The sequence below is a fragment of the Winogradskyella pulchriflava genome, from assembly GCF_042434315.1.
Lineage (GTDB): Bacteria > Bacteroidota > Bacteroidia > Flavobacteriales > Flavobacteriaceae > Winogradskyella > Winogradskyella pulchriflava.
In genome coordinates this window covers 461,557-485,596 of sequence record NZ_JBHLTQ010000001.1, presented here as the reverse complement: position 1 = coordinate 485,596, position 24,040 = coordinate 461,557, and the positions used below count along the sequence as shown (strand labels likewise).

General features: G+C 33.8%; 21 protein-coding genes. 11 read left to right on the top strand and 10 right to left on the bottom strand.

Going from position 1 to position 24,040, the window contains the following annotated elements:
- Positions 1-6: 6 nt before the first annotated feature.
- Together hemC and hemA are read right to left on the bottom strand one after the other, a co-directional pair.
- Positions 7-1,587 (bottom strand): hydroxymethylbilane synthase, encoded by a 1,581-nt coding sequence (hemC, locus tag ACFFGA_RS02165; RefSeq protein WP_386058987.1) that lies wholly within the window; start codon positions 1,585-1,587, stop codon positions 7-9.
- Complete coding sequence (gene hemA / locus ACFFGA_RS02160) at positions 1,580-2,830, bottom strand: glutamyl-tRNA reductase (protein WP_386060601.1); 1,251 nt, start codon at positions 2,828-2,830, stop codon at positions 1,580-1,582. The genes hemC and hemA overlap by 8 nt, the downstream gene beginning before the upstream one ends.
- Positions 2,831-3,060: 230 nt before the next feature.
- Between hemA and ACFFGA_RS02155 the strand changes: the two genes are divergently transcribed.
- The gene (locus ACFFGA_RS02155) at positions 3,061-3,960 is read left to right on the top strand and encodes an AraC family transcriptional regulator (RefSeq protein ID WP_386058984.1); all 900 of its coding nucleotides are present in this window, start codon (positions 3,061-3,063) and stop codon (positions 3,958-3,960) included.
- Positions 3,961-4,261: 301 nt separating this feature from the next.
- Here the strand turns inward: ACFFGA_RS02155 and ACFFGA_RS02150 are convergent, their stop codons facing one another.
- Entirely contained in the window at positions 4,262-7,783 is a 3,522-nt protein-coding gene (locus ACFFGA_RS02150; RefSeq protein WP_386058981.1) for a TraB/GumN family protein, read from the bottom strand.
- Between the two features lie 220 nt (positions 7,784-8,003).
- Here ACFFGA_RS02150 and hemH point away from each other — a divergent pair, with 220 nt between their 5' ends.
- The 7 genes from hemH to ACFFGA_RS02115 all read left to right on the top strand — a co-directional run bounded on the left by hemH (position 8,004) and on the right by ACFFGA_RS02115 (position 15,197).
- Positions 8,004-9,041: a ferrochelatase gene (hemH, locus tag ACFFGA_RS02145; RefSeq protein ID WP_386058978.1), complete on the top strand. Its 1,038-nt coding sequence runs from the start codon at positions 8,004-8,006 to the stop codon at positions 9,039-9,041.
- Entirely contained in the window at positions 9,041-10,396 is a 1,356-nt protein-coding gene (locus tag ACFFGA_RS02140; RefSeq protein ID WP_386058975.1) for an MATE family efflux transporter, read from the top strand. Before hemH ends, ACFFGA_RS02140 begins: the two co-directional genes overlap by 1 nt.
- 53 nt (positions 10,397-10,449) lie before the next feature.
- Positions 10,450-10,998, top strand: a complete 549-nt coding sequence (locus ACFFGA_RS02135; RefSeq protein ID WP_386058972.1) for a CopD family protein — start codon at positions 10,450-10,452, stop codon at positions 10,996-10,998.
- A gap of 29 nt (positions 10,999-11,027) precedes the next feature.
- A complete protein-coding gene (locus ACFFGA_RS02130) occupies positions 11,028-12,482 on the top strand; it encodes a sensor histidine kinase (RefSeq protein WP_386058969.1) in 1,455 nt (484 codons plus the stop codon).
- Between the two features lie 85 nt (positions 12,483-12,567).
- Positions 12,568-13,350, top strand: a complete 783-nt coding sequence (locus ACFFGA_RS02125; protein WP_386058966.1) for an enoyl-CoA hydratase/isomerase family protein — start codon at positions 12,568-12,570, stop codon at positions 13,348-13,350.
- Between the two features lie 22 nt (positions 13,351-13,372).
- Positions 13,373-14,005, top strand: a complete 633-nt coding sequence (locus ACFFGA_RS02120) for a hypothetical protein (protein ID WP_386058963.1) — start codon at positions 13,373-13,375, stop codon at positions 14,003-14,005.
- A 118-nt stretch (positions 14,006-14,123) separates the two neighbouring features.
- Positions 14,124-15,197 carry a PA0069 family radical SAM protein gene (locus ACFFGA_RS02115; RefSeq protein ID WP_386058960.1) on the top strand — a complete coding sequence of 358 codons (1,074 nt, stop codon included), beginning with the start codon at positions 14,124-14,126 and terminating at the stop codon, positions 15,195-15,197.
- A 66-nt stretch (positions 15,198-15,263) separates the two neighbouring features.
- On the opposite strand, the gene ACFFGA_RS02110 is transcribed toward ACFFGA_RS02115, so the two are convergent.
- Complete coding sequence (locus tag ACFFGA_RS02110) at positions 15,264-15,824, bottom strand: T9SS type A sorting domain-containing protein (RefSeq protein ID WP_386058957.1); 561 nt, start codon at positions 15,822-15,824, stop codon at positions 15,264-15,266.
- A gap of 211 nt (positions 15,825-16,035) precedes the next feature.
- Here ACFFGA_RS02110 and ACFFGA_RS02105 point away from each other — a divergent pair, with 211 nt between their 5' ends.
- Positions 16,036-16,908 carry an AraC family transcriptional regulator gene (locus ACFFGA_RS02105; protein WP_386058954.1) on the top strand — a complete coding sequence of 291 codons (873 nt, stop codon included), beginning with the start codon at positions 16,036-16,038 and terminating at the stop codon, positions 16,906-16,908.
- A 4-nt stretch (positions 16,909-16,912) separates the two neighbouring features.
- Here the strand turns inward: ACFFGA_RS02105 and ACFFGA_RS02100 are convergent, their stop codons facing one another.
- The 5 genes from ACFFGA_RS02100 to ACFFGA_RS02080 all read right to left on the bottom strand — a co-directional run bounded on the left by ACFFGA_RS02100 (position 16,913) and on the right by ACFFGA_RS02080 (position 20,321).
- Positions 16,913-17,572 carry an HD domain-containing protein gene (locus ACFFGA_RS02100; RefSeq protein ID WP_386058951.1) on the bottom strand — a complete coding sequence of 220 codons (660 nt, stop codon included), beginning with the start codon at positions 17,570-17,572 and terminating at the stop codon, positions 16,913-16,915.
- A gap of 9 nt (positions 17,573-17,581) precedes the next feature.
- A complete protein-coding gene (locus ACFFGA_RS02095; RefSeq protein ID WP_386058948.1) occupies positions 17,582-18,562 on the bottom strand; it encodes an acyl-ACP desaturase in 981 nt (326 codons plus the stop codon).
- Positions 18,563-18,579: 17 nt separating this feature from the next.
- Complete coding sequence (locus tag ACFFGA_RS02090) at positions 18,580-19,317, bottom strand: lysophospholipid acyltransferase family protein (RefSeq protein ID WP_386058946.1); 738 nt, start codon at positions 19,315-19,317, stop codon at positions 18,580-18,582.
- A gap of 62 nt (positions 19,318-19,379) precedes the next feature.
- The gene (locus tag ACFFGA_RS02085; protein ID WP_386058943.1) at positions 19,380-19,790 is read right to left on the bottom strand and encodes a BrxA/BrxB family bacilliredoxin; all 411 of its coding nucleotides are present in this window, start codon (positions 19,788-19,790) and stop codon (positions 19,380-19,382) included.
- Positions 19,791-19,916: 126 nt separating this feature from the next.
- Positions 19,917-20,321 carry a hypothetical protein gene (locus ACFFGA_RS02080; protein WP_386058941.1) on the bottom strand — a complete coding sequence of 135 codons (405 nt, stop codon included), beginning with the start codon at positions 20,319-20,321 and terminating at the stop codon, positions 19,917-19,919.
- Positions 20,322-20,446: 125 nt separating this feature from the next.
- Here ACFFGA_RS02080 and ACFFGA_RS02075 point away from each other — a divergent pair, with 125 nt between their 5' ends.
- Both ACFFGA_RS02075 and ACFFGA_RS02070 read left to right on the top strand, forming a co-directional pair.
- On the top strand, positions 20,447-21,235 hold the full coding sequence (locus tag ACFFGA_RS02075) for a TerB family tellurite resistance protein (protein ID WP_386058938.1): 789 nt from the start codon (positions 20,447-20,449) through the stop codon (positions 21,233-21,235).
- Positions 21,235-21,408, top strand: a complete 174-nt coding sequence (locus ACFFGA_RS02070) for a hypothetical protein (protein ID WP_386058935.1) — start codon at positions 21,235-21,237, stop codon at positions 21,406-21,408. Before ACFFGA_RS02075 ends, ACFFGA_RS02070 begins: the two co-directional genes overlap by 1 nt.
- Positions 21,409-21,435: 27 nt before the next feature.
- Here ACFFGA_RS02070 and ACFFGA_RS02065 read toward each other — a convergent pair whose 3' ends face one another.
- Positions 21,436-23,952, bottom strand: coding sequence for a chondroitinase-B domain-containing protein (locus ACFFGA_RS02065; protein ID WP_386058933.1), 2,517 nt, complete (start codon positions 23,950-23,952; stop codon positions 21,436-21,438).
- Between the last annotated feature and the right edge of the window lie 88 nt (positions 23,953-24,040).

The window sequence follows — 24,040 nt, the reverse complement described above, 5'->3', positions numbered from 1 at the left end:
AACCAATTACAAATAGTTTTCATTCACCAACTCAATAACACTCTCAACAGTTGGTACTTTAGCAATTCTCACATCTTCAAAATATTTCTTTGCTTCCTTTGCTGTGGTTTCTCCAATACAAAAAGCAATTCCGTTGGCTTTATTTTGTTTCAAATAAGCTTCAACTGTAGATGGACTATAAAACATTACACCATCTAAATTACCTTCAACTTTATCCGCATCAAACTTAGTTTGGTAGGCTTCAACTTCGTTTACTGTAATGTTATTTTCGGTTAAGATATTTGGTAAATCATCTAATCTTAAGTCACTACAGAAATACGTAACTTCGGTTCCGTCAATATATTCAACCAAGTATTCTGCAAGTTTCTTTGCGTTTGGTTCTGTATGCGCAACTTTACCAATACGTTTTTCTACCATTCGCTTGGTGCGTCTGCCAACACAATAGATGTTTTTAAATTGTAATTCTACAGCAGAAAAGTTAGTTAGTAGCGCTTCAACAGCATTTTTACTTGTTATAATGACATTCTGAATTTCATTTCTAACAAGTGTCTTCGGAATACGATTCAAGCTTATTTTTATAGCGTCGTTACTTTCTGAAACGACATCATTATGAAATAACATCACCTGATCGTCAGTTAATTTTTTGGTAGAATAAATATTAGTGACTTTATCTCCACGCTGTAGTTGGTCTATCAAAGTTTTCCCACCCTTACCAATAATGTAATTGGCACAGAATTCTGCTAATTCCTCATGTTTTCCTAATGGCACAACTTTAGAAACTTCAATCTTTTTTGTACCGTCTTTACTTAGAAGAATACCTTTAAAATTGACTTCTTCCTCTTTGTTTATATAACAAATAGCTCCGATTGGTGCTGTACAACCGCCTTCAAGTCGATTTAAAAATTCGCGTTCAATAGATGTGCAAATTTCTGTGACTTCATCATTAATTTCTGCGCAGATAGCTCTAGTTTCTTCGTCAGATTCTAATGCTGTAATCATTATAGCTCCTTGTGCAGGAGCAGGAATCATCCAATGCAGATTTATTGAATTTTCGGGTGTAATATTTAAACGTCCTAAACCAGCACCAGCAAAAATGGCGGCATTCCAATCATCATTATCTTCAAGTTTCTGAAGTCTAGAAATTACATTCCCTCGTAAACCTACAACTTTATGAGTAGGATAGCGATTTAACCACTGTGCACGACGTCTTAAACTCCCAGTTGCAATCACTGCATCTCGTGCAGATAGGAACTCTTCATTTTTTTTAAAAACCAAAGTATCATTAATGTTACCTCGTTTTATAACCGCAGCTTGTACGATGCCCTTTGGTAAAACTGTAGGTACATCTTTCATAGAGTGTACAGCAATGTCAATATCTTCGTTGAGCATTGCAATATCGAGTGTTTTGGTAAAAATTCCTGTGATACCAAGCTCGTACAGTGGTTTATCTAAAACGATATCTCCTGTAGATTTTATTGGGACTAAAACGGTTTTATGACCCAAATGTTCAAGTTGAGATTGAACAGTTTTTGCTTGCCACATAGCGAGCTGGCTGTCGCGTGTGCCAATGCGAATAATTTTAGACATTATTGGTAGTTTCTAACTGAAATATTTTTTTGATGAGTTCTATACTTTCATCAGAAGTGTTGCCATCTTCTCTAAGATGATGCGCAAACTGATTTGTAATTTTCTGAATAAGATTATTGGTAATTATTTCGGCTTGATCTTCGTTAAAATCAGCTAATTTTTTACGTTGTGTATTGAATTCAGAATTTTTAAAATCCGTTAATTTATGTTTTATGGCTTGTATTGTTGGTACAAACTTAAGTGTATCTAACCATGCATTAAATTCTGCCATAATCTCTGTAATAATAGACTCAGCTGCTGGAATATATGCTTTTCTCTTTTCTAAAGTATCATCCGTAATTTTTGCCAAATCATCTAAATGTACTAAAGTAATATTAGATAGCTCTCTAATATCTTCGTTTACGTTTTTTGGAATAGATAAATCCAAAACCAATAATGGCTTATTTGTTGAAATTAAAGATTTATAAACTGTTGGATTTTGCGCTCCTGTGGCTACTATGACAATATCCGAAGCGTTAATTTCTTGTTGCAAATCTTCATAATCTTTTACAATAAGATTGAATTTACCTGCAACTTCTTCGGCTTTATCTTTAGTTCTATTAATTAGGGTTATATGCGAATTCTTGGTGTGTTTTACTAAATTTTCACAAGTATTTCTTCCAATTTTACCTGTTCCGAAGAGTAGAATGTTTTTGTCTGAAACTTGCTCAACATTATTCATGATATACTGAACTGAAGCGAAAGAAACAGAAGTTGCGCCAGATGATAATTCGGTTTCAGTTTTTATGCGCTTACTTGCTTGGATAACTGCGTTCACTAAACGTTCTGTAAAGGAATTAAGCAACCCTTCTTTTTTTGAAGCTCTTGCGCCAAACTTAAGCTGGCTAATGATTTCAAAATCACCAAGAATTTGGCTATCTAATCCAGATCCAACTCGGAACATGTGATTAATAGCTTCTTTATTTTTGTGTACGTAAGCTACTTTTTGAAATTCTTCAACTGTACCTTTTGTATTATTACATAACAATTGGATAAGCTGATAAGGATGTTCTGCAAAACCGTAAAGTTCTGTTCGGTTACAGGTAGAAATTAATAAGATACTCTCAATACCGTTTTGTTTGGCTTGGCCTAAAATATCTTGCTTTGCAGTATCGCTCAAACTAAAATGACCACGTACTTCGGCATCAGCTTTTTTATAGCTAAGTCCAATAGCGTAGAAGTATTTGTTTTTGTTTTGTTGCATTTCCTTTTTTACATAACAACCAACGGTTGCATTTTCCTGAAAACTAGTTCTAAACTTTCGAGACAAAAATAATTTTGTTGAGTGCAAAAAAATAACGCTATAAGAACTTAAAGTGTCGTTTCTGGTTTTTTAAGATTGATTTTTACAAAAACATGATTTTTGTCATACTTTTGCAGTAATACCAAGGGTCTTTTGTGCTTTTGTTTAGAACGAATCTAAATAACGACGAAATGAATTTAGAAAAAAAACCTTTAAAAAGTGTCGCTAAAGGTACTTTTGAAGAAACCTTAATCGAAGATGGCTTTTTTGTGTTAACACATAAGAATGAAAATGATTCCATTGAAATTCTTGAACGTGAGATTGATAGCAGTTATATTCAATTTCATTTTTGCAATAAAGGCTCATTGAATTTTGTTTTTAATCAAGGTAATTATACGTTGAACATTAATGAAGATACCTCTTTGTTGTTGTACAATCCACAACGCGATTTGCCAATTCATTTAGAAATGCAACCACATTCTTGGTTGGTGTCGCTAGTAATTTCCATTAAGAAGTTTCATGGGTTATTTTCTGATGATGCTAATTACATCACTTTTTTAACTGACGATAATAGAGATAAGAAGTATTATAAGGATGGTAAGATTTCTCCATCAATGGCTGTGGTTTTAAATCAGGTTATCAATTTTAGTTTAAACACCTCTATCAAGCCTTTGTACTTTAAAGGCAAAGCTTATGAGCTGTTGAGTTTGTTTTTTAACCGAAGTGAAGATGCAGATATTGAGCAATGTCCATTTTTGGTCGATGAGGTTAATGTTGCTAAATTGAAAAAGGCAAAAGACATTATTATTGCCAATATGGCTGAGCCGCCAAGTTTACAAGAATTAGCAGATAGCATTGGCTTAAGCTTAAAAAAATTAAAGGAAGGGTTTAAGCAAATTTATGGAGACACTGTTTATAGTTTCCTTTTTGACTATAAAATGGAAGTGGCTCGTAAGCTTTTGGAATCTGGTGATTATAACGTTAACGAAGTAGGTTTAAAAGTGGGTTACAGCACCTCTAGTCATTTTATTTCTGCATTTAAAAAGAAGTTTGGAACTACGCCTAAGAAGTATATTACGGCTTCTAGTTAGTGGTTTTTAGTCTTTTTTATCTGTTTTTCAACAAACCAAATTATTGCTGTAAAAATAGATAAGGGTAGTATTAAATAGCCTATGCTATTTTCTATGTCTTCAGGGCTCATTCCTTTAATTCGAGAATTAAAAAGGTACTTGTTTAGAATAAAATATGATGTCAGAATTGTAAATAAAAAAAGAATTACTAAAAGAAATAAACGAAGTTTTCTTAGAAATTCGCTCATCCTTTATTGATTTTAAAAGTCAGCTCTTTCGTTTTTTTTTATTTCTGTTAGCCTATCTAATTCGGGTTAAGCTTCTAAAAATCATAATATCCACCTCCACGACCACTAGCCGTAACACGTTGCCTATCTTTGTAAATAGCTAGGTTTATAATCTCTTCGTATTGCTCTTCTAATTCCTTAGTTTCATCTACAATTGTGCCGTAACTTTCAGATTTAAAATAATGATCTACAACAAGTTGCTTAGGTTTTTTAGGCTTAATGAAAGAGATGTAGTGTAACACTTCGGATTTACCTGAGTATTCATCATCCTTATCAATTTTAAAGAAATACATTACAGCATCTTTTCCCTTATCGGTTTTAAAATCACGTTTTAGAAGAAACTTAACCGAGTCTTTTTCTTTTTCGTAATTGGCTTGAGATAACAACTTGGATTTAGCAAATTGCTGTTGGTCAATGTTTATAGATTTCATTTTGCTCAACAGCTTTGCTTTGCTTAATTCCTCTAAAAGTAAATATTGCTTCTCTTCGTCATCAAGTATTTTTTCCTTCAGTTTATCAGGAATTGGTTCTTTATGTTTAGTTAATAGCACATAGTATCTTACTAATGCAGATTCGTCTTCTACATTAAGCATTTTTTCGAAAAAGTCTTTAGCTGTACGCTCTTTTCTGTAAGGAAAAATTAAGTTGACATAAGTGGATAAATCATCAGAATAAGAATTGTAACCATAACTGGTATTACTCAAGTTACGCTTCACTTCAATTTTACCATCATTAATCAGTTGGTTTTTGTACTTGCTGTATGTTTTGGTTTTAATATAGCCACTATCTTTTATGCGAGCCAATAAATCATATAGCGGCTGTTTGTACTCGCTTATAGTACTATATTGAAGTATTTTTGGATACATCGTAGCTTTTAGCTGTAGGGAATCCTTTCCGTAATAGTTGTAAAAAATGCCTCCAATACCACCTAATGGCAAATCGCGCTCCATTAAATCTAAAGCTAAATCGTAATTTTCTTTTTTATTGGAATCAAACAAGCCTTCTAAAATAGAAGTTTGTGTTTGTGTGTCTGAGTAGCTATCGTAATACAGCTGCTTTATAAACTCTAAATTGTTTTTTAGGTCTATTTCTATAAGCTGTTCTACCAAATGCGATTTTATATTTAAGCGTTCTTTTTCAAACTCAAAGTCTTTAAGAACAGCCACAATATCTTTGCTATTATGTTTTTTGAACTTAATAAGATTGTAAGACTCTAAAACAATACTGTCATTTTCTCTTAGTGCTTCAAAGAACTGTTTAGTTTTATCTTCAAGCACGCTTTTACCCATTAAAGTATCAATTGGTGTAAAGGACTCATAAAATTTAGTAACAAAGTCCGAAGGACCACTTATAGAATCGATTAAGGTTTTTAACTCAAAAAGAACTCCTTCTTTTAAGATGTTTTTCACCATCACTTGCTTTGCGCTGGCCGAATCCGTATAGCTAAAACTGTAATAATAGGTGTCATCTACTTTGGATTTAGAGCGGTTAGAAATTTTAAATTTCTTTTCTGGTGTATAAAAACGACTGCTAAAATTTACGTTGCGCTCAAGATCTTTCCACAAACTATCTACATTATGAAACATTTGTAAATCATGAAACTTTTGTCTCGAGATCTCTATTTGCTCATTGGCTTTTGTGGCATAGGTAGTTGACTTTGTCTTTTCTTCGTAATCTTTATCGTCTTTTCCGTTAGAGTTGTAACTGCCATATCCGTAAGGGTTTGGAATAGGTGCTTTTGCGTTTGTTAGCACAGAAAAATGCAACGACGTATCAATGACTTTCTTAAAGTTCGTGTATTTTGTTTTGTTGAATTTAAACGAATTAAAGAAACTTGTTTTTTCTGTTTCATTTTTGCCCACATAACCTAAGAGGTAATAACTACCATCTTTTACTATGGTCTTTAAGTAGATATTTTTGCCAGAAGTAGAATCTATAACTGCTTGCGATTCATAAGTTTTGTAAGTGCCTCCTTTAAATTCCCCTTTTGTTTGTTCTAGTTTGTAGGTTTTATACAGTGCTTGGTGAAAATATTTTGCCTCAAAACCATCTTCTTCAAAGTAAGTTAAGTCGTGCAATGCAGCTTCTTCTACAAAATAAAAGGCATCATTTTTATAACCTTCTAATAGTTTTTTGCCACTATTTTCCATATTACTGGTAACGTAATACTCTGGAAAATCAACTTCAAATTTGTTGTTTGGAGCCACAAATTTTTTGTTGATGTTTGAAGGCTCTTTTAATGTTATGGAATTGAAGATTTTTTCTTCATGTTGCAATACAAAATCACTGCGACCAGCAAATTTTATGATGATAATTTCTAAAGGTGTTTGATAGATATGATATTTTTGAAACTCTCCTTTTTTGGTTTTATTGACGATACTAAGTCCTGGATAAGGATTGGTTAACTCTTCTTTTCTTACAATATCTCCAGGTATATCCTCGTATAGTAAATCGTCTATTTCCTTTAAAGTTATGTTTTCCTTTTCGTTTGGCAAGTACGTAAAACGACTGATTCTGTTAACTGTTAGGTAGGCACCATTGGTCATATCTGGATCTAAATAGTACTTCTGCCCTTCATAAGAAAACTCTCTAAGCTTATCGTAAGTATTTAACCCTAAAAAACCATCAGGAGTTTTGTGCTTTTTAAGAGTAGGTGCAATAAAAAGACTATCGAGTTTTGTTTTTTCTGTTTTACTGAAATCGGTTTGCTCGGAAGTTAATGCCTTTACAGTATAACCTCTTTGTCTAAGCATGTTAATCATACCTTTATCACCAGGTAGATGAGCAGCTCCAACACCTGCAAATACAGATTTTTTAGGTAACAATTTCACCAATGAATTCACCATATTTTCATTACGAATAAACAGCATATTCTCTCTGTAGAATTTAGTATTAACTCCAGCGCCAATAGAATCTAATAAATCAAGGTTTCTGTCGCGATATAAATTCTCCTGAATAAGGTATGGGTTCTCTTTGGCGTAAAGCTTTTGTATCCAAGGGTCTAAATCTTTTTTATTAGCGTTGTATGCCGCTTTTGTAGTTAAATAACGAGACTCTGCAAGATCTTCTAATCCGTAAATTTCTTTGTTGTTTTTCTTTCCGGCTTGGTAAATAAACATGTCCAAGTAGGTTTCCTCTTCAAAATTATCGGAAGCGCTATTTTTTCTATATAAGTAAGCGTTAACTGCTCCATTATCCATTCTTACAGATGCTCTTACAGCCATTTCTTCAGGATGTGTTAACTTAAAAAGGTTGGTATAAAACTCATGTCTGTAGTTGGTATAATATGCCATTTCACTTAGCATCATATCATAATTAAAACCTGGCCATGTTACAGGGTCAGATTCTAATGCAATGCATTCACTTTCATTTAAAGCTTTGTAAAACACATCATCTAATCGAAATGCAACTTTTTTGCTTACGTGCATTGTGCCGTATAAATACGAAGGTTTTTCAAGTCCGTTACCAGTGATTTCCCAAAGTAGGCTTTGGTATTTTTGTTGTGCAAAGCAAGTTATTGAAGCGAATAATATAAAGGCTGTAAGAATTTTTCTCATTGTCAATTTTATAATCAGAACTCGTAAAGATATTTAAATACTTTAAACAGCCATAAGCAATTCAAAAAACTCGTTTAAAAACGGATATTATAGATGTTTATAGTTAATAATAATAACACTGAATTAAAGAAAATATTTGATGATAGTATTAAAAAAACCAATAGGTAGAATTGTATGCTATTGAATATAGAGTTGTATTTTTGTTTTTGATAAATTGATTATGAAAAAAGGAATACTACTTGTTAATCTTGGTTCACCAGATAGTCCAAACCCTAAGGATGTAAAAAAGTATTTAGGTGAATTTTTAATGGACGAACGTGTAATTGACGTTCCACTTTGGGCACGAACATTATTAGTAAAAGGCATAATCTTGAATACAAGACCTAAAGCATCCGCTGCCGCTTACAAAAAGATTTGGTGGAAGGAAGGTTCTCCATTAATTGTGTTATCAGAAAGACTACAAGAGAAAGTTCAAAAAAAAGTAGATTATCCTGTTGCTTTGGCTATGCGTTATGGGAGTATGACACTTAAAAAAGGACTGCAAGAGTTAGTTGATAAAGGTTGTACAGAGATAAAGACTATTCCATTATATCCACAATTTGCCATGGCAACTACCGAAACGATTGATGTAAAAGTAGATGAGTTGGTTGCTAATTATTTTCCTGAAGTAAAAATTACACGAACACCAGCATTTTATAATCGCGAAGACTACATCAATGTGCTATCAAAAAGCATAGGTGAAGTTTTAAACGGATTAGATTACGAACATATTTTATTCAGTTATCATGGTGTTCCAGAGCGTCATATTCGCAAAAGTGATATTACAAATGGAAATTGTAAGATGAACGGCAAATGCTGTTTTAAAATGGGTAGTAAACAACACGAGTTTTGTTACCGTCATCAATGCGAAATTACCACAGTTAACGTCGCTAAAAAACTTGGTTTAAAGAACGGTACATATTCAACTACTTTTCAATCTAGACTTGGTTTCGATCCGTGGTTAAAACCCTATACAGACAGAACCATAGAACGCATGGGAAAGGCTGGTATTAAAAAGATGGCAATTGTAACTCCTGCTTTTGTAAGTGATTGTCTGGAAACATTAGAAGAAATTGCCATGGAAGGCGAAGAAATTTTCCATGAAATGGGAGGTGAGGAATTTACAGTTATTCCTTGTTTAAATGAACGTGATGATTTCGCTCAGGTCTTAACCAACATTATTGAGGAGTGGGCCACTACTAAAACCACAGCCGTTTAATGGCAAAAGTATCTTCACAAGATTTAGGCAATCAACCCATTGGTAAGTTACTGATAAAACAAGCCGTACCAGCATCTATTGGCATTTTGGTGATGTCGTTAAATATACTTGTAGATACTATTTTTGTTGGAAATTGGATAGGGTCGACAGCTATAGCTGCTATTAATGTAGTGCTGCCTGTTTCATTTTTTATAGCTGCGCTTGGTATGTCAATTGGTGTTGGTGGCTCATCTATGATATCGAGAGCTTTAGGAGCATCCAACACCACAAAAGCCTTAAAAACCTTTGGAAATCAAATAACCTTAACAGCCGTAATAACCATACTTTTTGTGGTTTTTGGGTTGCTTTATATTGACGATATTATTCCTGCATTTGGAGGTAAGGGAGCCATTTTTCAACCTGCAAAAACCTATTACAGAATTGTATTATACGGAGTGCCAATTTTAGCACTTTGTATGATGGGAAATACCGTAATTAGAGCTGAAGGAAAACCAAAATTTGCAATGTATGCCATGATGTTTCCATCCGTTGGAAACTTAGTTTTAGACATTCTATTTATTAAAGTATTCGATTTTGGAATGGCTGGTGCAGCATGGGCAACCACAGGATCTTATGTGCTCTGTTTTGTGTTTATTTTATGGTTCTTTTTATCTAAAAACTCTGAATTAAAAATCAATTTCAAGCATTTTGGTTTAGACCTGCCAATAGTAAAAGAAATAAGTTCTTTAGGGTTTGTAACTTTGTCAAGGCAAGCCATAGTTAGTGTTACTTATTTGCTAATGAATAACATCTTATTTGATTTGGGAGGAGAAACATCGGTAACCGCCTACGCAATTGCTGGACGTATGCTTATGTTTGCCTTATTCCCAGTCTATGGTATCACCCAAGGCTTTTTACCTATTGCTGGCTTTAATTATGGTGCGGAAAAATATAGTCGTGTTAAGGCAACGATTATTACTGCCATAAAATACGGGATGCTATTAGCTGCCATCATTTTTGTCTTTTTAATGATATTTCCTGAGGACATCACCAAGTTCTTTACCAAGGATGCAGAAGTTCTCAAAGAGGCACCTTCTGCTATGCGATGGGTTTTTGCCGCAACTCCAATTATCGCAGTTCAATTAATTGGAGCAGCATATTTTCAGGCAATTGGCAAAGCTATTCCAGCGTTATTATTAACATTGCTGCGTCAAGGCATATTTTTTATTCCGTTGATTTTTATCCTACCAAAGTTTTATGGTGAGCTTGGTGTGTGGATGGCTTTTCCGATTTCAGATATTTTGGCAACGATTGTAACTGCTTATTTTTTATATCGGGAAGTGAAGCTAAATTTATTGACAAAAGCGGCAGAATAATTTTTAATCGTAATTTTGATCTGATTCATCCGCTTTAATATGCAGATTTCAATATGGAATACTACAACTACATAAAATCCCTACACCTAATCTTTGTAGTCACATGGTTTGCTGGTTTATTCTACATTCCAAGGTTGTTTGTATATCAAATTGAAGCCTTTCATAAACCGTCTCCTGAAAAGGAAATTTTGGGCAAACAGTTAAAGCTAATGGCAAAACGGTTATGGTATATTATAACTTGGCCTTCAGCAATATTAGCAACTATTTTCGCTATTTGGTTATTGATTTTAATACCAAGCTGGCTAGAACAAGGTTGGATGCATGTAAAACTCACTTTTGTTTTACTTCTATTTATATACCAATACAAAACACACATCTATTTCAAGCAGCTTCAAAAAGATGAGGTTAAAGTCACATCAAACTTTATGCGTATTTGGAATGAAGGAGCAACATTTATTCTATTTGCAGTAGTGTTTCTAGTGATTTTAAAGAATTCTATCAATTGGATATTTGGCATTCTGGGAATTGTAGTTTTAGGAATATTACTTATGTTAGGTTTTAAACTCTATAAAAATATTCGCTCTAAAAACCCAGATGCGTAGTTGGCTTGATTATTGCTATATTTAGCTCAATGAAAATAAAAAGACTGTCCTTAAGAGCAAGAATATTTGTAGCCATGATACTTTTAGTGTTATTGGCTTCTATTTTGATTGCTGCAGTTACTATTTATCAGTATAATGAAGAAGCAAAAGATTACCATAGAGAACGTTTAGAACGAAAGGAAAAAGCCATAAAACGGAGTATAGATTTCGTAATTAGAGAAACAACATACGAAGTTAAAACGGAAAAAATCCCTTTAATTTTTAAAGACGAAATTTTTGATATAGATGCCATACATAATCTTCAGGTTAATCTATACGATTTAGAAGGGCAACTGCTCGTAAGCTCAAAACGTACTATTGAAAGAGACTCAACAGAAACTTGCCTAAGTGCCGAAGTTTTAAACACACTATCTAACACCATAGAGCATAGGCACATTGTTAAAAATGAAGTAAATGGACAAACGTTTCAGTCGTCATATACTTATATAACAGATGAAAAATTTAAAAACTTAGCCATACTAAACCTGCCGTATCTTGAAAATGATGATTTTTTAAATAGAGAGCTAAAAGAGTTTTTATTCAGGTTAGGTTTAGCATATATGGTAATGATATTTGTGGCCATTTTCTTTGCTTATTTAATTTCAAAATATATTACCAGATCACTAAAAACCATTAGTGATAAAATGAATGAAATCCGCCTAGAAAAACAAAACAAAAAGATAGTAATAGAATCCTCTAGCGAAGAAATTGAAGCCCTCGTTAAATCGTATAACAGTATGATTGACGAGTTAGAAGATTCTGCTGTTAAGCTCGCAACAAGCGAAAGAGAACAAGCATGGAGAGAAATGGCAAAACAAGTAGCACATGAGATTAAAAACCCATTGACACCAATGCGTTTGAGTGTGCAAAGTTTTCAGCGTAAGTTTAATCCAGAGGACGAAAATATACACCAAAAGGTTGAAGAGTATAGCAATACTTTAATTCAACAAATAGACACTATGAGTTCTATAGCTTCAGCATTTTCAAACTTTGCAAAAATGCCAGCGCAAAAAAGTGAAAAACTCAATGTTGTTAATATTGTAAAGTTAGCCTTAGATATTTTCAACGAAGACTACATCACTTTTGATGCTAAAGAGGATGAGGTTATTGCTAAATTTGATCGTACACAGCTCATACGAGTGGTTACTAATTTGGTTAAAAACAGCATACAAGCTATGCCAGACGATGCTGAAAATCCAATGATTTTAGTTCGTGTTTATAGCGAGGCAGAAAATGTAAAAATCACTGTAGAAGACAATGGATCTGGTATATCTGAGGACAATGAGGATAAAGTATTTGAGCCCAAATTTACAACCAAGACTAGTGGTATGGGATTAGGGTTGGCGATGGTAAAAAATATAGTTGAAACTTATAACGGAAGTATTACCTTTACATCAGAAATTGGAAAAGGAACGACTTTTACAGTGTCTTTTCCTAAAGAATAATTAAGCAATAATATCACACTGAGCGCACCTGTGGACCGAAGCCGTCGCGAAGGTGTAGTCGAAGTGTCTTTTAAATAACCTCTCAATGTCATATAACAATATTATTTCAGAGTATTCAAACGGAATTACAACAATCACAATCAACAGACCTAGTAAGCTCAACGCTTTAAATAAGGAAACCATACAAGAGTTGCATGATGCTTTTGACGAAGCCAATGCTGACAGTGATACTAAAGTCATTATTATTACTGGTAGTGGAGAAAAGGCTTTTGTCGCTGGTGCAGATATTAGTGAGTTTGCCGATTTTAGTGTAGAAGAAGGAGGAAAATTAGCCGCTCAAGGGCAAGACTTATTATTCAATTTTGTTGAAAATCTAAGTACGCCAGTCATTGCTGCAGTCAACGGTTTTGCGCTTGGAGGAGGATTGGAATTGGCGATGGCTTGCCACTTTAGAGTCGCAAGTACCAATGCTAAAATGGGCTTACCGGAAACTTCTCTTGGAGTGATTCCAGGTTATGGAGGCACACAACGTTTACCCCAATTAGTTGGAAAAGGTAGAGCTATGGAAATGGTAATGACAGCTGGTATGATAGATACTACCCAAGCGCTACATTACGGTTTAGTAAACCACGTAGTAGAACTAGATGAGCTTATTCCGTTTTGCGAAAAAATTGCAAGTAAAATTATGCGAAACTCTTCCGTTGCTATTGCAGAAGCGATTAGGGCAATTAATGCCAATTACGAAGATGGTGTTAACGGTTACGATGTAGAGATTGAAGCTTTTGGTAATTGCTTTGGAACTGAAGATTTTACAGAAGGAACAACAGCGTTTTTAGAAAAACGTAAGGCTGATTTTCCTGGGAGGTGAATTGTTAAGGATAAATGATAAAATGATTTACCGATTAAAAAAAAGATTTGAAAAGATAAAAACTAAAAAACTAAAAAATAAGTTTAAAAGATCCTTAGAAGAATCTGAAAAATTACGAGAGTTAGATATTAATTCAATTCATAATACATGGGTAGCACTTCAAAAAGCAAAAATTAATGATTATGATGAATTTTATAATGTATCACTATATTCTTCAATTGTAAATCGAGACATAGCTATTTTGTGGAATAATTATATTTTGACAGAAAGTAAGAGTGAAAAAAATCTATATGGACGATTATTGAGTATGACTATAATTGAATACTTGGATGACATTAATGGATTACTCGGAAAGAAATTAAGATTAGAACTCGAGGAAAATAGTATGAACGAGTATATTCATGTTTTTAATAAAGTCAATAAATCCTTTGCTAAAATTAAAACTCAGTTTAATTCTGAATTAAGAAAAATTAGAAATAATTCAGCTGCGCATAAGACAAAAAAATCTAAAGATTTGTTAGATTTTACTCGTGATGAGCATTTAGAAAGCTTAAATGAGATAGCTAGAATAGTTTCAGAGATTAATTTGATTTTAATTAAATTATCTTCACAGATAGTAATTAAAATAACAGAACAAATTAAATCAAAAAAATAACACAACTTCCCTTACAAAATTTGTGAATAACCAAAACTGTTATTAACAGCTATTAGAACAATTTATAGGTAATTTTAAAGTCCTACTTTTTAAGTATTCACACTTTAAACTTCTTTTAATGAGCTCTAAATCTGTAATAAAAGGGCGTGGTGCCCAACAAAATGTCCACAATCGTTTTTTTGAGCTGTCTTACGAAATGCGAGACGACTTCTTAGAGTTCTGCCATAAAGAAGGCGAAGTAGCAGACAAAAACAAAACACAATACCTCAATGTGTTTCCTAAAACCATAGTTAATAAAGTAACGAGTCCAGATGTTGGTATGGCATATTCTATGAATATGTATCAAGGTTGTGAGCATGGCTGTATTTATTGTTATGCACGCAATAGCCACGAATTTTGGGGCTATAGTGCTGGTTTGGATTTTGAGCGACGAATTTTGGTTAAAAAAGATGCTCCAAAACTGTTGGAAGCTTTATTAAAAAAGAAAAGCTGGAAAGCGCATCCTATAGTTATGTCTGGTAATACGGATTGTTACCAACCAGCCGAAAAGAAATTTGAAATTACAAGACAATGCCTAGAGGTATTTTTAAAGTACAAGCATCCTGTGGCCATCATTACAAAAAATGCTTTAATCTTAAGAGATTTAGATATTTTAAAGGAACTCTCAAAGGATAATTTAATATCAGTAAATGTTTCAATTACTTCATTGTCAGAAGCCACCAGGCGTATTTTAGAACCTAGAACTGCCACTATAAAGCGCCGTTTGCAAGTGGTAAAGGAATTAAGCGACAATGGCATTCCTGTTAATGTTATGTTGGCTCCAATAATTCCTTCAATAAATAGCCATGAGATTTTACCAATGGCAAAAGCAGTTTCAGAGGTTGGTGCTTTAAGTATTGCCCATACCATCGTAAGACTAAACGGAGCTATTGGTGAGATTTTTACCGATTGGATAAAGAAAACAATGCCAGATAGAGCAGACAAAGTACTGCATCAAATAGAAAGTTGCCATGGAGGCACACTAAACGAAAGTAGATATGGAGTTAGAATGCGAGGTGAAGGACAAATTGCTAAACAAATCAATGATTTGGTGAAATTAGCGCGACAAAAATATTTTAAGGACAAAGCAATGCCTAGGCTAAACACGGAAATTCATGAGCCTTATAAAGTAGGGCAAATGAAACTTTTTTAAACAAAAAAAGTGGGCTACTAAGCAAAGCCCACTTTCTTACTAATAAACTAATATATAAACAACAATCTATATTCGGAAATTTTGGATGAATACTCTATCGTTAGATCTTACAATAGCAGTATAGTTACCATTAGTGTTTTTGTCTAACTTATAAATTCTATTTAAAATGTCTTCAGTACCCTCAACAGTTTCAGTGTAAATCAATTGATCTTCAAAATAAATCTCAACGTTTATTTTTTTAGTATCCAAAGCTAATTTTGATACAATTAATTTATCCTTTTCGGTTCTAAAAACTGGTTTAAATATTTTTTTCTGAGAACTAGCTAAAAGCGTTACTATTTTGTTCTCTACCTTTAAGTTTATAACATCAATCTCAAAAGCTTTATTAATCTCAACAGTATAAGTACCGTTGTTTAATTCGCTAAAGTCAAAAAGTCTTAAAAGGTTTCCGTTATAGTTAATGCGGCCGTTGTAAATTACTTTACCCGAAGCATCGGTTACAGAAATACTATCTCCTTCATTTATATATTTAAATGTAGGTAAAACTTCTACTGTCTCGTTGGCGTAACCTGTGTATGTTCCAAACATCACTGCTACTACTAAAATACTTTTAATAAGTGTTTTCATTGTTTTCATTTTTTGGGGTTAAACTAAATTAACACTACAAAGGTATGTTAGAACTAGAGTGTAGAAAACAAGGATTTTGGCACATATGTATTCTAAATTAACCTTTATAAGGGGTAATATCGACATAATGGTTAAAATAACATATATTAGTGGTAATTCACTATAGGTTTTAATTTTCTTTTGACTTAACTTTGCATTAGCAAGTTGTAATATGAAAACGAGAAAACCTACATTAGAGAAAATAAGTCCTGAATTTGGAAGCTCATTAAAGATTAAAAAAAATGAAGCTTATAAAGGAGAGAACAAACCATTTTGGCATTTTCATCCAGAATTTGAATTGGTATATGTTAATAAAGGCCAAGGGAAGCGTCATATAGGTAATCACTTATCTTACTTTAATAATAGCCAGTTGTTACTTTTAGGGTCTAACTTACCACATAATGGATTCACTGACCGATTAACTATAAACGGTAGTGAAACTATTGTACAGTTTAAACCCGATTTTTTAGGAGATACTTTTTTTAATGTTCCAGAAATGGAATCTATTAATAAATTATTTGAACGTTCTAAAAAAGGCATTCTTTTTGGAGTTAAAACCAAAAAGAAATTGGGTAAGAAGATTGAAAAGCTAAATGAAAAAGAAGGGTTTAAAAAAATATTAATATTACTCGAAGTTTTGCACGGCTTGGCAAAGGCTGAAGATTATACTTTATTAAATGCAGATGGATTTGCTTTTGAAACAGAGCCTCAAGACAGTGCTAAGATTGATATTGTTTTTAAACATGTCAATCAAAACTTCCAAGAGCATATTAGTTTAGAGGAAATAGCAGATAAGGTGAGTATGACGGTTCCTGCGTTTTGTCGTTACTTTAAAAAAGTTACAGGAAAAACATTTACTAAACTGGTCAATGAATATCGTGTAGTACATGCCACTAAATTACTCTCAGAAAGCCAAATGAGTATTACGGATGTTTGTTTTGAATGTGGTTTTAACAACTTCTCCCACTTTAATAAACTATTTAAAGAGTTTACTGGTAAAAGCGCATCAAAATACAGAGGCGAGTTAAAGATGATGGTTCAATAATAATCTATAATTCACTTTGCCACTCTGCATAAAACTGTTTAAGATATTGCTCCATAAAGGCATGACGCTTTTCAGCAATTCGTTTGCCTGTTTTTGTGTTCATTTGATCTTTTAGTAACAACAATTTTTCGTAAAAATGGTTAATTGTAGGTGCTTTAGCGTTTTTATACTCAGCTTTAGTCATGTTAAGATTTGGTTTTATTTCAGGATCATAGAGTGGTCTGTTTTTAAAACCTCCATAATTAAAGCATCGCGCAATACCAATAGCTCCAATAGCATCTAATCGATCAGCATCTTGTACAACTTCCATTTCTCTTGATGAAAACGACGTGTTTAAATCAAATGAGTTTTTAAAGGACATGTTTTCAATAATCTTAGTAACATGCTCAATAATTTCACTATCTACATTTTGATCGAGTAAAAATTTACTTGCTGTTTTAGGGCCAATGGTTTCATCTCCATTATGAAATTTAGGATCTGCAATGTCATGAAGTAAAGCAGCTAAAGAAACCACTGTTATATCTACAGTTTCATGTTTTGCTATTGCTAATGTATTTTTGTAAACACGTTCTATATGAAACCAATCGTGCCCACCTTCCATGTCTTTTAGCTCTTGTTTTACAAATGCAATAGTTGATGCAATGAGTTGATTTTTAGAATGCATTGTATGGTTTTAAGCAGGCTCTACCCATTTAAATTGATAAGAATTTTCCGGAATGGTCATGCGTTCTGCCAAGCGACGCATTCGCATAGGTAATTTCATTAGATAATCTCTTGCTTTTTCGGCTTCATCAGTGAGGTTTTTGATGTTGGCAATATCCCAACGCGCAATCAGTTTTTCTAAAATATCTACATAATCCGTAGAAGTATAGACACCTATACGTTGTGCAGTATTAGAAAACTCCTGAAATGCTGTACTCACTTGCCCACCAGATTCGCGTAGAAAATGCGCTGGCATTGTTATTTTCTGCTTTATCATATAATGAAAAGCCATCATCATTTGACTTGGATCTACGGTAAAAATACGTTCAACGAATTCGGCATACGCATTGTGGTGACGCATTTCGTCTCCAGAGATAATGCGGCACATCTTGGCCAATTGCTTATTGCCTTTTTCCTTTGCTAATTTTGCAACACGATTATGTGAAACATAAGTAGCCAATTCCTGAAATGTAGTATAGACAAAGTTTTTATAAGGATCTCTGTCTGTACCAATATCAAAACCATCAGAAATAAGATGTTGTGTGGTTTTTTCTATTTCACGCATATTTACACGTCCAGATAAATAAAGGTATTTATTGAGTACATCTCCGTGGCGATTTTCTTCAGCTGTCCAATGTCTTACCCATTTAGACCAACTATTGCGCTCAACTTGCCCAACACCTTCAACATCCATTAACCAGGATTCGTAGGTTGGCAAAGCCTCTTCAGTAATCATATCACCAACGAGCACTACCCAAAAATCATAAGGCAATTCCTTAGAAAGTTCTCGTATTTCGGTTAACTCATCATAGAATTTTTCACTTTCAGAATTTGGTAAAAAATCGGTAGGTTGCCATATTTTTTCTACAGGAATGAGGTATTTTTCTATTAACGATTCAACATCTTTTTCGAGATGCTGCATCACTTCCAATCTTACATTTTTCAACGACATAACTAAGTTTTTATAGATTAATTTTGAATGGATTCTACAATTGTTTTTTCAACTTGCTGAATCAACTCGTGCTTATCTGTAAAGTTAGTCATTTCTAAAGGTTTGTGTACAGTAAATTTAATATGATTTCCAATTCCCATAGGAAATTTTCCATAGCGTAGCATTTTCCATGAGTTATTAACGGTTATTGGCACTATTAAGGCTGATGGTGTCTTTTTCATTAAGATTTCGAGTCCACGTGTTCTAAAAGGTTTTGGTGTACCGTCCTTACTTCGTGTTCCTTCTGGAAAAATAACAGCGGCTCGCTTGGTCTTTTCGATGTATTCTCCAAATGCCATCATGGCTGGTAATGCTTGACGAGGATTTTTTCTATCGATTAAAACCGAACCTCCATGACGTAGATTATAAGATACACTTGGGATGCCTTTGCCCAATTCTTTTTTGGCAACAAATTTTACGTGGTGTTTTCGCATGTACCACATAATGGGTGAAATATCGTACATACTTTGGTGGTTAGATACAATAATCAAAGGGCGATCTGTGGTAATGTTATGCGGATTTGTAAACGTAAATCTTGTACCCAAAATATTGAGACAACGTATAAGAAAAAACTGTAACCAATCTACACTGATTTTATGCGCTTTGTAACCCAAAGCATTTTTGCAAAACCACTGGATAGGATGAAAAATGACCAAGGTTAAGCCAAAGCAGATAAAATAGAGTACTGTAAGTGGGTAGGCGATTAGTTTTTGCATAGTATAAAAATAAAAAAACCACGATGATAATCGTGGTCTAATTTTTAAAACTTTTTACAATTTTAGCAATGCTCATTATAAGCATCCATAAGGTTTTCTGCAATTAATTCTGCAGGACGTCCTTCAATATGGTGACGCTCTAACATGTGTACCAATTCTCCATCTTTAAATAAAGCCATACTTGGCGAGCTTGGAGGAAAAGGAATCATATATTCTCTTGCTTTGTCTGTAGCGTCTTTATCTACACCTGCAAAAACGGTTACTAAATTATTTGGACGTTTAGCATTTTGTAAACTCATACGAGCTCCTGGTCTTGCATTTGCTGCAGCACAACCACATACAGAATTTACAACCACTAAGGTTGTACCTTCTTTTGCTAATGCATTATCTACAGCTTCTGTTGTATGTAATTCTTCAAAACCTACCTTAGTTAGGTCTTCGCGCATTGGTTTTACTAATTCTGCTGGATACATATCTTTATTTTTTTATTAATCTTTAATGAATTGCAAAGATACGGAAAAAATAGCGTGTTTTTGTGTCTATTTGGTTAGCAGTTTGAATGGTAGTATTTCGATTTTCAATTATAAATACAAAGAGCGCTATCTACTAAAGGTAAGTAAGAAACCATCGAGTGCTATACCTTCATCGATTACTAGTTGGGATGAAGTTAATGATGTAATTCTATAAGTAAACGTATTGATTATAATGGAAGTATCTCCATCAGTTGTAAGTAATTCATAATCATAAGTTCCTGAAGGAAAGCCATCATAAACAACATTTGCAGTATTAGTATTGGTAACGGTTAGCTCTGAATTGTCTTCATCAAAATCCCAGATTATTGTGCCAACATCAAAATCATCATCAACTCCTGCTAATCCACCAAAAACATTGACTAAAGACCATTCACCATCTAGTGTTGGTATATTAGTTTGATGGTTGTCATCGTCACTATTACAGCTTAGTGTTAGTAACATTAAGGCTAAAATGTAAAAACAGGTTTTCATAGTATTAAAGTATGGTTATATATATAAGATGTGATTATATATAAAAGGTTGCATATAAAACGTAACAAAATATATATTCATACAACTAACAAATAGTATATTTGGTTTTCAATAAAAATAAAAACATGAGTTTTGCAAAATGGATTGGAGGTGCCTTAGGCTGGTCTTTTGGCGGTCCAATAGGTGCTATTATTGGTTTAGCAATTGGTAGTTTTGTTGATAATCTTGCCGAAAGCGGAACACCTCTTTTAGGCGAGCGACAAACAGGAAGACCACAACGGGATCCTTATCGTCAAAGATCTACCCAAACAAGAAGACAAAGACCACAAACACAATCTGGTGATTTTGAAGTGAGTTTGTTAATTCTTGCTTCAATAATTATTAAGGCAGATGGAAAACAAGACCAACGCGAGTTGGATTTTGTGCGTCAGCAGTTTACCAATATGTATGGTAAAGATAGAGCTAACAAAGCTTTTGAATTGTTTAAACGTATTAGTAAGCAGAACATTTCTATGAGGCAAGTCTGTTTACAAATTAAGCAGATGATGGATCATCCATCACGCTTGCAATTACTTCATTTTTTATTTGGGATAGCAAAAGCTGATGGCCATGTTGCTGAAGTAGAAATGCGTCAAATTTATACCATGTCTGGTTATTTAGGCATTAGTAATAAAGATTACGAAAGTATTAAAGCAATGTTTTACAGCGCTTCAAATAATGCCTATAAAATTCTTGAGATTGATAAATCGGTTTCAGATGATGAGGTTAAAAAAGCGTATCGTACCATGGCTAAGAAATACCATCCAGACCGCGTTGGACACTTAGGTAAAGAACACCAAGAAGGAGCAGAAGAGAAGTTTAGACAGGTGCAGGAAGCTTATGAGTATATTCAGAAAGAGCGTGGGTTTAAATAATGTATTGGTTAATAGGTGTCATAGCAATTATAGTGTTAGCTATTGTTATTATCAAGCTAACAATTAATACTAAAGAGAATCCAGACTCTAATTTAGGTATTTTAGAACATCCTAGTACTTTTAAAAAGCAAGGTATTGAGATGGTGGATAAAAGTCTAGAAGAAAAACAGTAACTATAGTATATTTACTAAAATTAAGACTTAGTTTTTCATCACTTTTTTAGTAAGCATCACTTTACTGTTATTATCTAATACTTGTAAAAAATATAAACCATTGGATAAAGGGTTTCTTAGTTTTAAAGATGTTCCTTCGGTCTCCATTAGTGTTTTCCCCATGCTGTCTAATAGCCTAAATCCAGAAATATTAGAAGTTAATCCTGTTGGTACATCTAAGTTTAATTCGTTCTTAAAAGGGTTTGGGAATATTCTAATTTGTGCTTCTAGCGAATGTTCTGGTATGGACAGATTAGCTCCTGCACAAACAACTTCCATATCAGCGATAGAACACCAAGGTCCTGTATAAGTTGCAGCTCCTGTAACGGTAAGTCTAATATATCTCACTGTTTGATAACTAAACGAATCACTGATTACTGTTGCACTAGAAGTGTTGGCTTGTCTGTCCACCAACGTTATATAACCACCTGTAGGTGAGGATTGCGATCCTTCAACCAAGTACTGGTAATCTCGACTTTGATATGGGTATAAGTTTATACCACCAACATAGTAACTATCTCCTAAATCTATAACCATGTTTTGAGGAAATGTTTCTGCAGACCAGCGATTGTCAGTATCTCCATCAATAACATTAGCCGCTGGATTCGTTGATTGCTGATCAGAATAGCTCACTACGGTTGCATTGAGAGATAGATTAGTATCCATAACACAATCTGGTGCAGAAAGTGGTGGTAAAACTTCAATACTTGCAGTATCTGTAAACGACCCATCATCTGTTGTAACGGTTATTGTTGCTGTTCCTTCTCCAGTTGCAGTTACCAACCCGTTTGTGTCAACAGTAGCGATACCATCATCATCCGATAGCCATGTTACTTGTATGTTAGTGGCATTACTTGGCAAAATAGTTGCTGTTAATTGTTGTGTGTCGTTTACGCCTAATATTGCATTTTCTGGACTTACACTAACACCTGTTACTGGAATAGGTGCGCAGCTAGTGCCATAATCTGTAGGTGAGCAAGTAGTAGCAGAAGCCATTCCTGTTGCATCTATATAACAAGCACCAATGCCATTACCAACATTTGAGTCTGTTATTGGTTGCGAATTAGTAGCAGTACCTGTTCCACCATCCACTTCGTGTGCACCAACATCTTTGCCTGTTGCTGGTCTTGTGTAGCCTTCAATGTCTATACTCACTTGGTTGTATGTACCTATTGATACATTTGCAACTGGTCCAGTAGAGTTAGGTTTAAAAACCTCTCCAAATGCACCAAAATTAGCATCAGCTTCTGTAATACCAGGATCGGAAATACCTACACTGGAACCGCCAAAAATATTACCCGAATAGCTCATAGCATCACCAATATTAGAAACTGCACCAGAAATTAAAGTGCCGTTAGTACTGTATATACAATTATTAGCCATTGTAACTTGAGGGTCTGTGCTACCTTGTAGGTCATTAAAGTATATAGGGTCATCAGAATTGTAAATCGTATTAAAGGCAACTAGTACATTGCTTACATTTTGATAACCACTACTCGTACCACCAGATGAAGCATTGCCTCCCATTAATGTAATACCGTTATTATAAGCATCAGAGCTATTATCCAAATCTTGCATGTAATTATTGATGATGACATGATCTTGGTCGGATACTCTGATACCACCAGATTTAGCTTTGTTTTCTCCAATAAAATAGTTGCCTTCAACTAAAGCCTGCGCACCATGTCTAAGCACTAACGAGCCTCTACATTTTCTAAAAGTGTTGTTACGATAAGTATTACCTAAACTTTTATTGGAAATAATTTCATTTTCTCCATCTACCTCTTTAAAATAATTACCCTCAACTGTTACAGAAGCATCAATGGATTGATAGGTGCTTACTCCTATTCGAATTGCTTCAGAATCATTATCGTTTTGTCTACCATCTTTTGGTGTAATATTATAAAAGTAGTTATCCTTTATAGTATGGTTTACCGGTGCACCTGCAGCATAAAGTAGCTCTACAAGAACACATGCTCCAGTAGTATCTTTATTCATAAAGGTGCAATTTTCAATTGTATTGTTGGAGCCATAAAGTACTATCCATCTACTTTTAGCATCTGGTTCGGTTACATCTTCTACTTGTAAATCATTGATTGTACAATTTCGTAAAATACAATTGGATGCAAAATCTCCTGCAGCGGCATCATTACCACCACTTCTCCTAAACTCTATATGGTTGTTAAACCCTATTCCACCATTCCAATAAAAGCCATCTACTATAAGGTAACTTCCCCAAATATTCAGTTTAGATTCACCCGTAAATATTACACCACCAGGTGTTTCAGCTTTTAAAACTATTGGACTTCCAGATTCACCTATGGCATTGAAGGTGATTTCCTGATCGGAATACGTGCCATTCGTCCAAGTGACTACATCACATGGTTGTAAGCTAAGTGCATTGAATTCACTGGCTGAGCTAACTGTGTAATCAGTAGCATATATGCTGTTAATAAAAAACAAGAAAAAAAATGAAAAGCGGAAGAAACGTGATTTAAAAACCATGGGATTAACTATTTATATTGGATAACCAAAGTGGTTAACCAATTATAAATATAGATAATATTTTCTAATTTCCAACTTAAATAAATAA

Bases quoted from the DNA above. Each gene is read 5' to 3' on its own strand.
- hemC (WP_386058987.1), bottom strand. From the start codon at position 1,587: ATGTCTAAAATTATTCGCATTGGCACACGCGACAGCCAGCTCGCTATG.
- hemA (WP_386060601.1), bottom strand. From the start codon at position 2,830: ATGCAACAAAACAAAAACAAATACTTCTACGCTATTGGACTTAGCTAT.
- ACFFGA_RS02155 (WP_386058984.1), top strand. From the start codon at position 3,061: ATGAATTTAGAAAAAAAACCTTTAAAAAGTGTCGCTAAAGGTACTTTT.
- ACFFGA_RS02150 (WP_386058981.1), bottom strand. From the start codon at position 7,783: ATGAGAAAAATTCTTACAGCCTTTATATTATTCGCTTCAATAACTTGC.
- hemH (WP_386058978.1), top strand. From the start codon at position 8,004: ATGAAAAAAGGAATACTACTTGTTAATCTTGGTTCACCAGATAGTCCA.
- ACFFGA_RS02140 (WP_386058975.1), top strand. From the start codon at position 9,041: ATGGCAAAAGTATCTTCACAAGATTTAGGCAATCAACCCATTGGTAAG.
- ACFFGA_RS02135 (WP_386058972.1), top strand. From the start codon at position 10,450: ATGGAATACTACAACTACATAAAATCCCTACACCTAATCTTTGTAGTC.
- ACFFGA_RS02130 (WP_386058969.1), top strand. From the start codon at position 11,028: ATGAAAATAAAAAGACTGTCCTTAAGAGCAAGAATATTTGTAGCCATG.
- ACFFGA_RS02125 (WP_386058966.1), top strand. From the start codon at position 12,568: ATGTCATATAACAATATTATTTCAGAGTATTCAAACGGAATTACAACA.
- ACFFGA_RS02120 (WP_386058963.1), top strand. From the start codon at position 13,373: ATGATTTACCGATTAAAAAAAAGATTTGAAAAGATAAAAACTAAAAAA.
- ACFFGA_RS02115 (WP_386058960.1), top strand. From the start codon at position 14,124: ATGAGCTCTAAATCTGTAATAAAAGGGCGTGGTGCCCAACAAAATGTC.
- ACFFGA_RS02110 (WP_386058957.1), bottom strand. From the start codon at position 15,824: ATGAAAACACTTATTAAAAGTATTTTAGTAGTAGCAGTGATGTTTGGA.
- ACFFGA_RS02105 (WP_386058954.1), top strand. From the start codon at position 16,036: ATGAAAACGAGAAAACCTACATTAGAGAAAATAAGTCCTGAATTTGGA.
- ACFFGA_RS02100 (WP_386058951.1), bottom strand. From the start codon at position 17,572: ATGCATTCTAAAAATCAACTCATTGCATCAACTATTGCATTTGTAAAA.
- ACFFGA_RS02095 (WP_386058948.1), bottom strand. From the start codon at position 18,562: ATGTCGTTGAAAAATGTAAGATTGGAAGTGATGCAGCATCTCGAAAAA.
- ACFFGA_RS02090 (WP_386058946.1), bottom strand. From the start codon at position 19,317: ATGCAAAAACTAATCGCCTACCCACTTACAGTACTCTATTTTATCTGC.
- ACFFGA_RS02085 (WP_386058943.1), bottom strand. From the start codon at position 19,790: ATGTATCCAGCAGAATTAGTAAAACCAATGCGCGAAGACCTAACTAAG.
- ACFFGA_RS02080 (WP_386058941.1), bottom strand. From the start codon at position 20,321: ATGAAAACCTGTTTTTACATTTTAGCCTTAATGTTACTAACACTAAGC.
- ACFFGA_RS02075 (WP_386058938.1), top strand. From the start codon at position 20,447: ATGAGTTTTGCAAAATGGATTGGAGGTGCCTTAGGCTGGTCTTTTGGC.
- ACFFGA_RS02070 (WP_386058935.1), top strand. From the start codon at position 21,235: ATGTATTGGTTAATAGGTGTCATAGCAATTATAGTGTTAGCTATTGTT.
- ACFFGA_RS02065 (WP_386058933.1), bottom strand. From the start codon at position 23,952: ATGGTTTTTAAATCACGTTTCTTCCGCTTTTCATTTTTTTTCTTGTTT.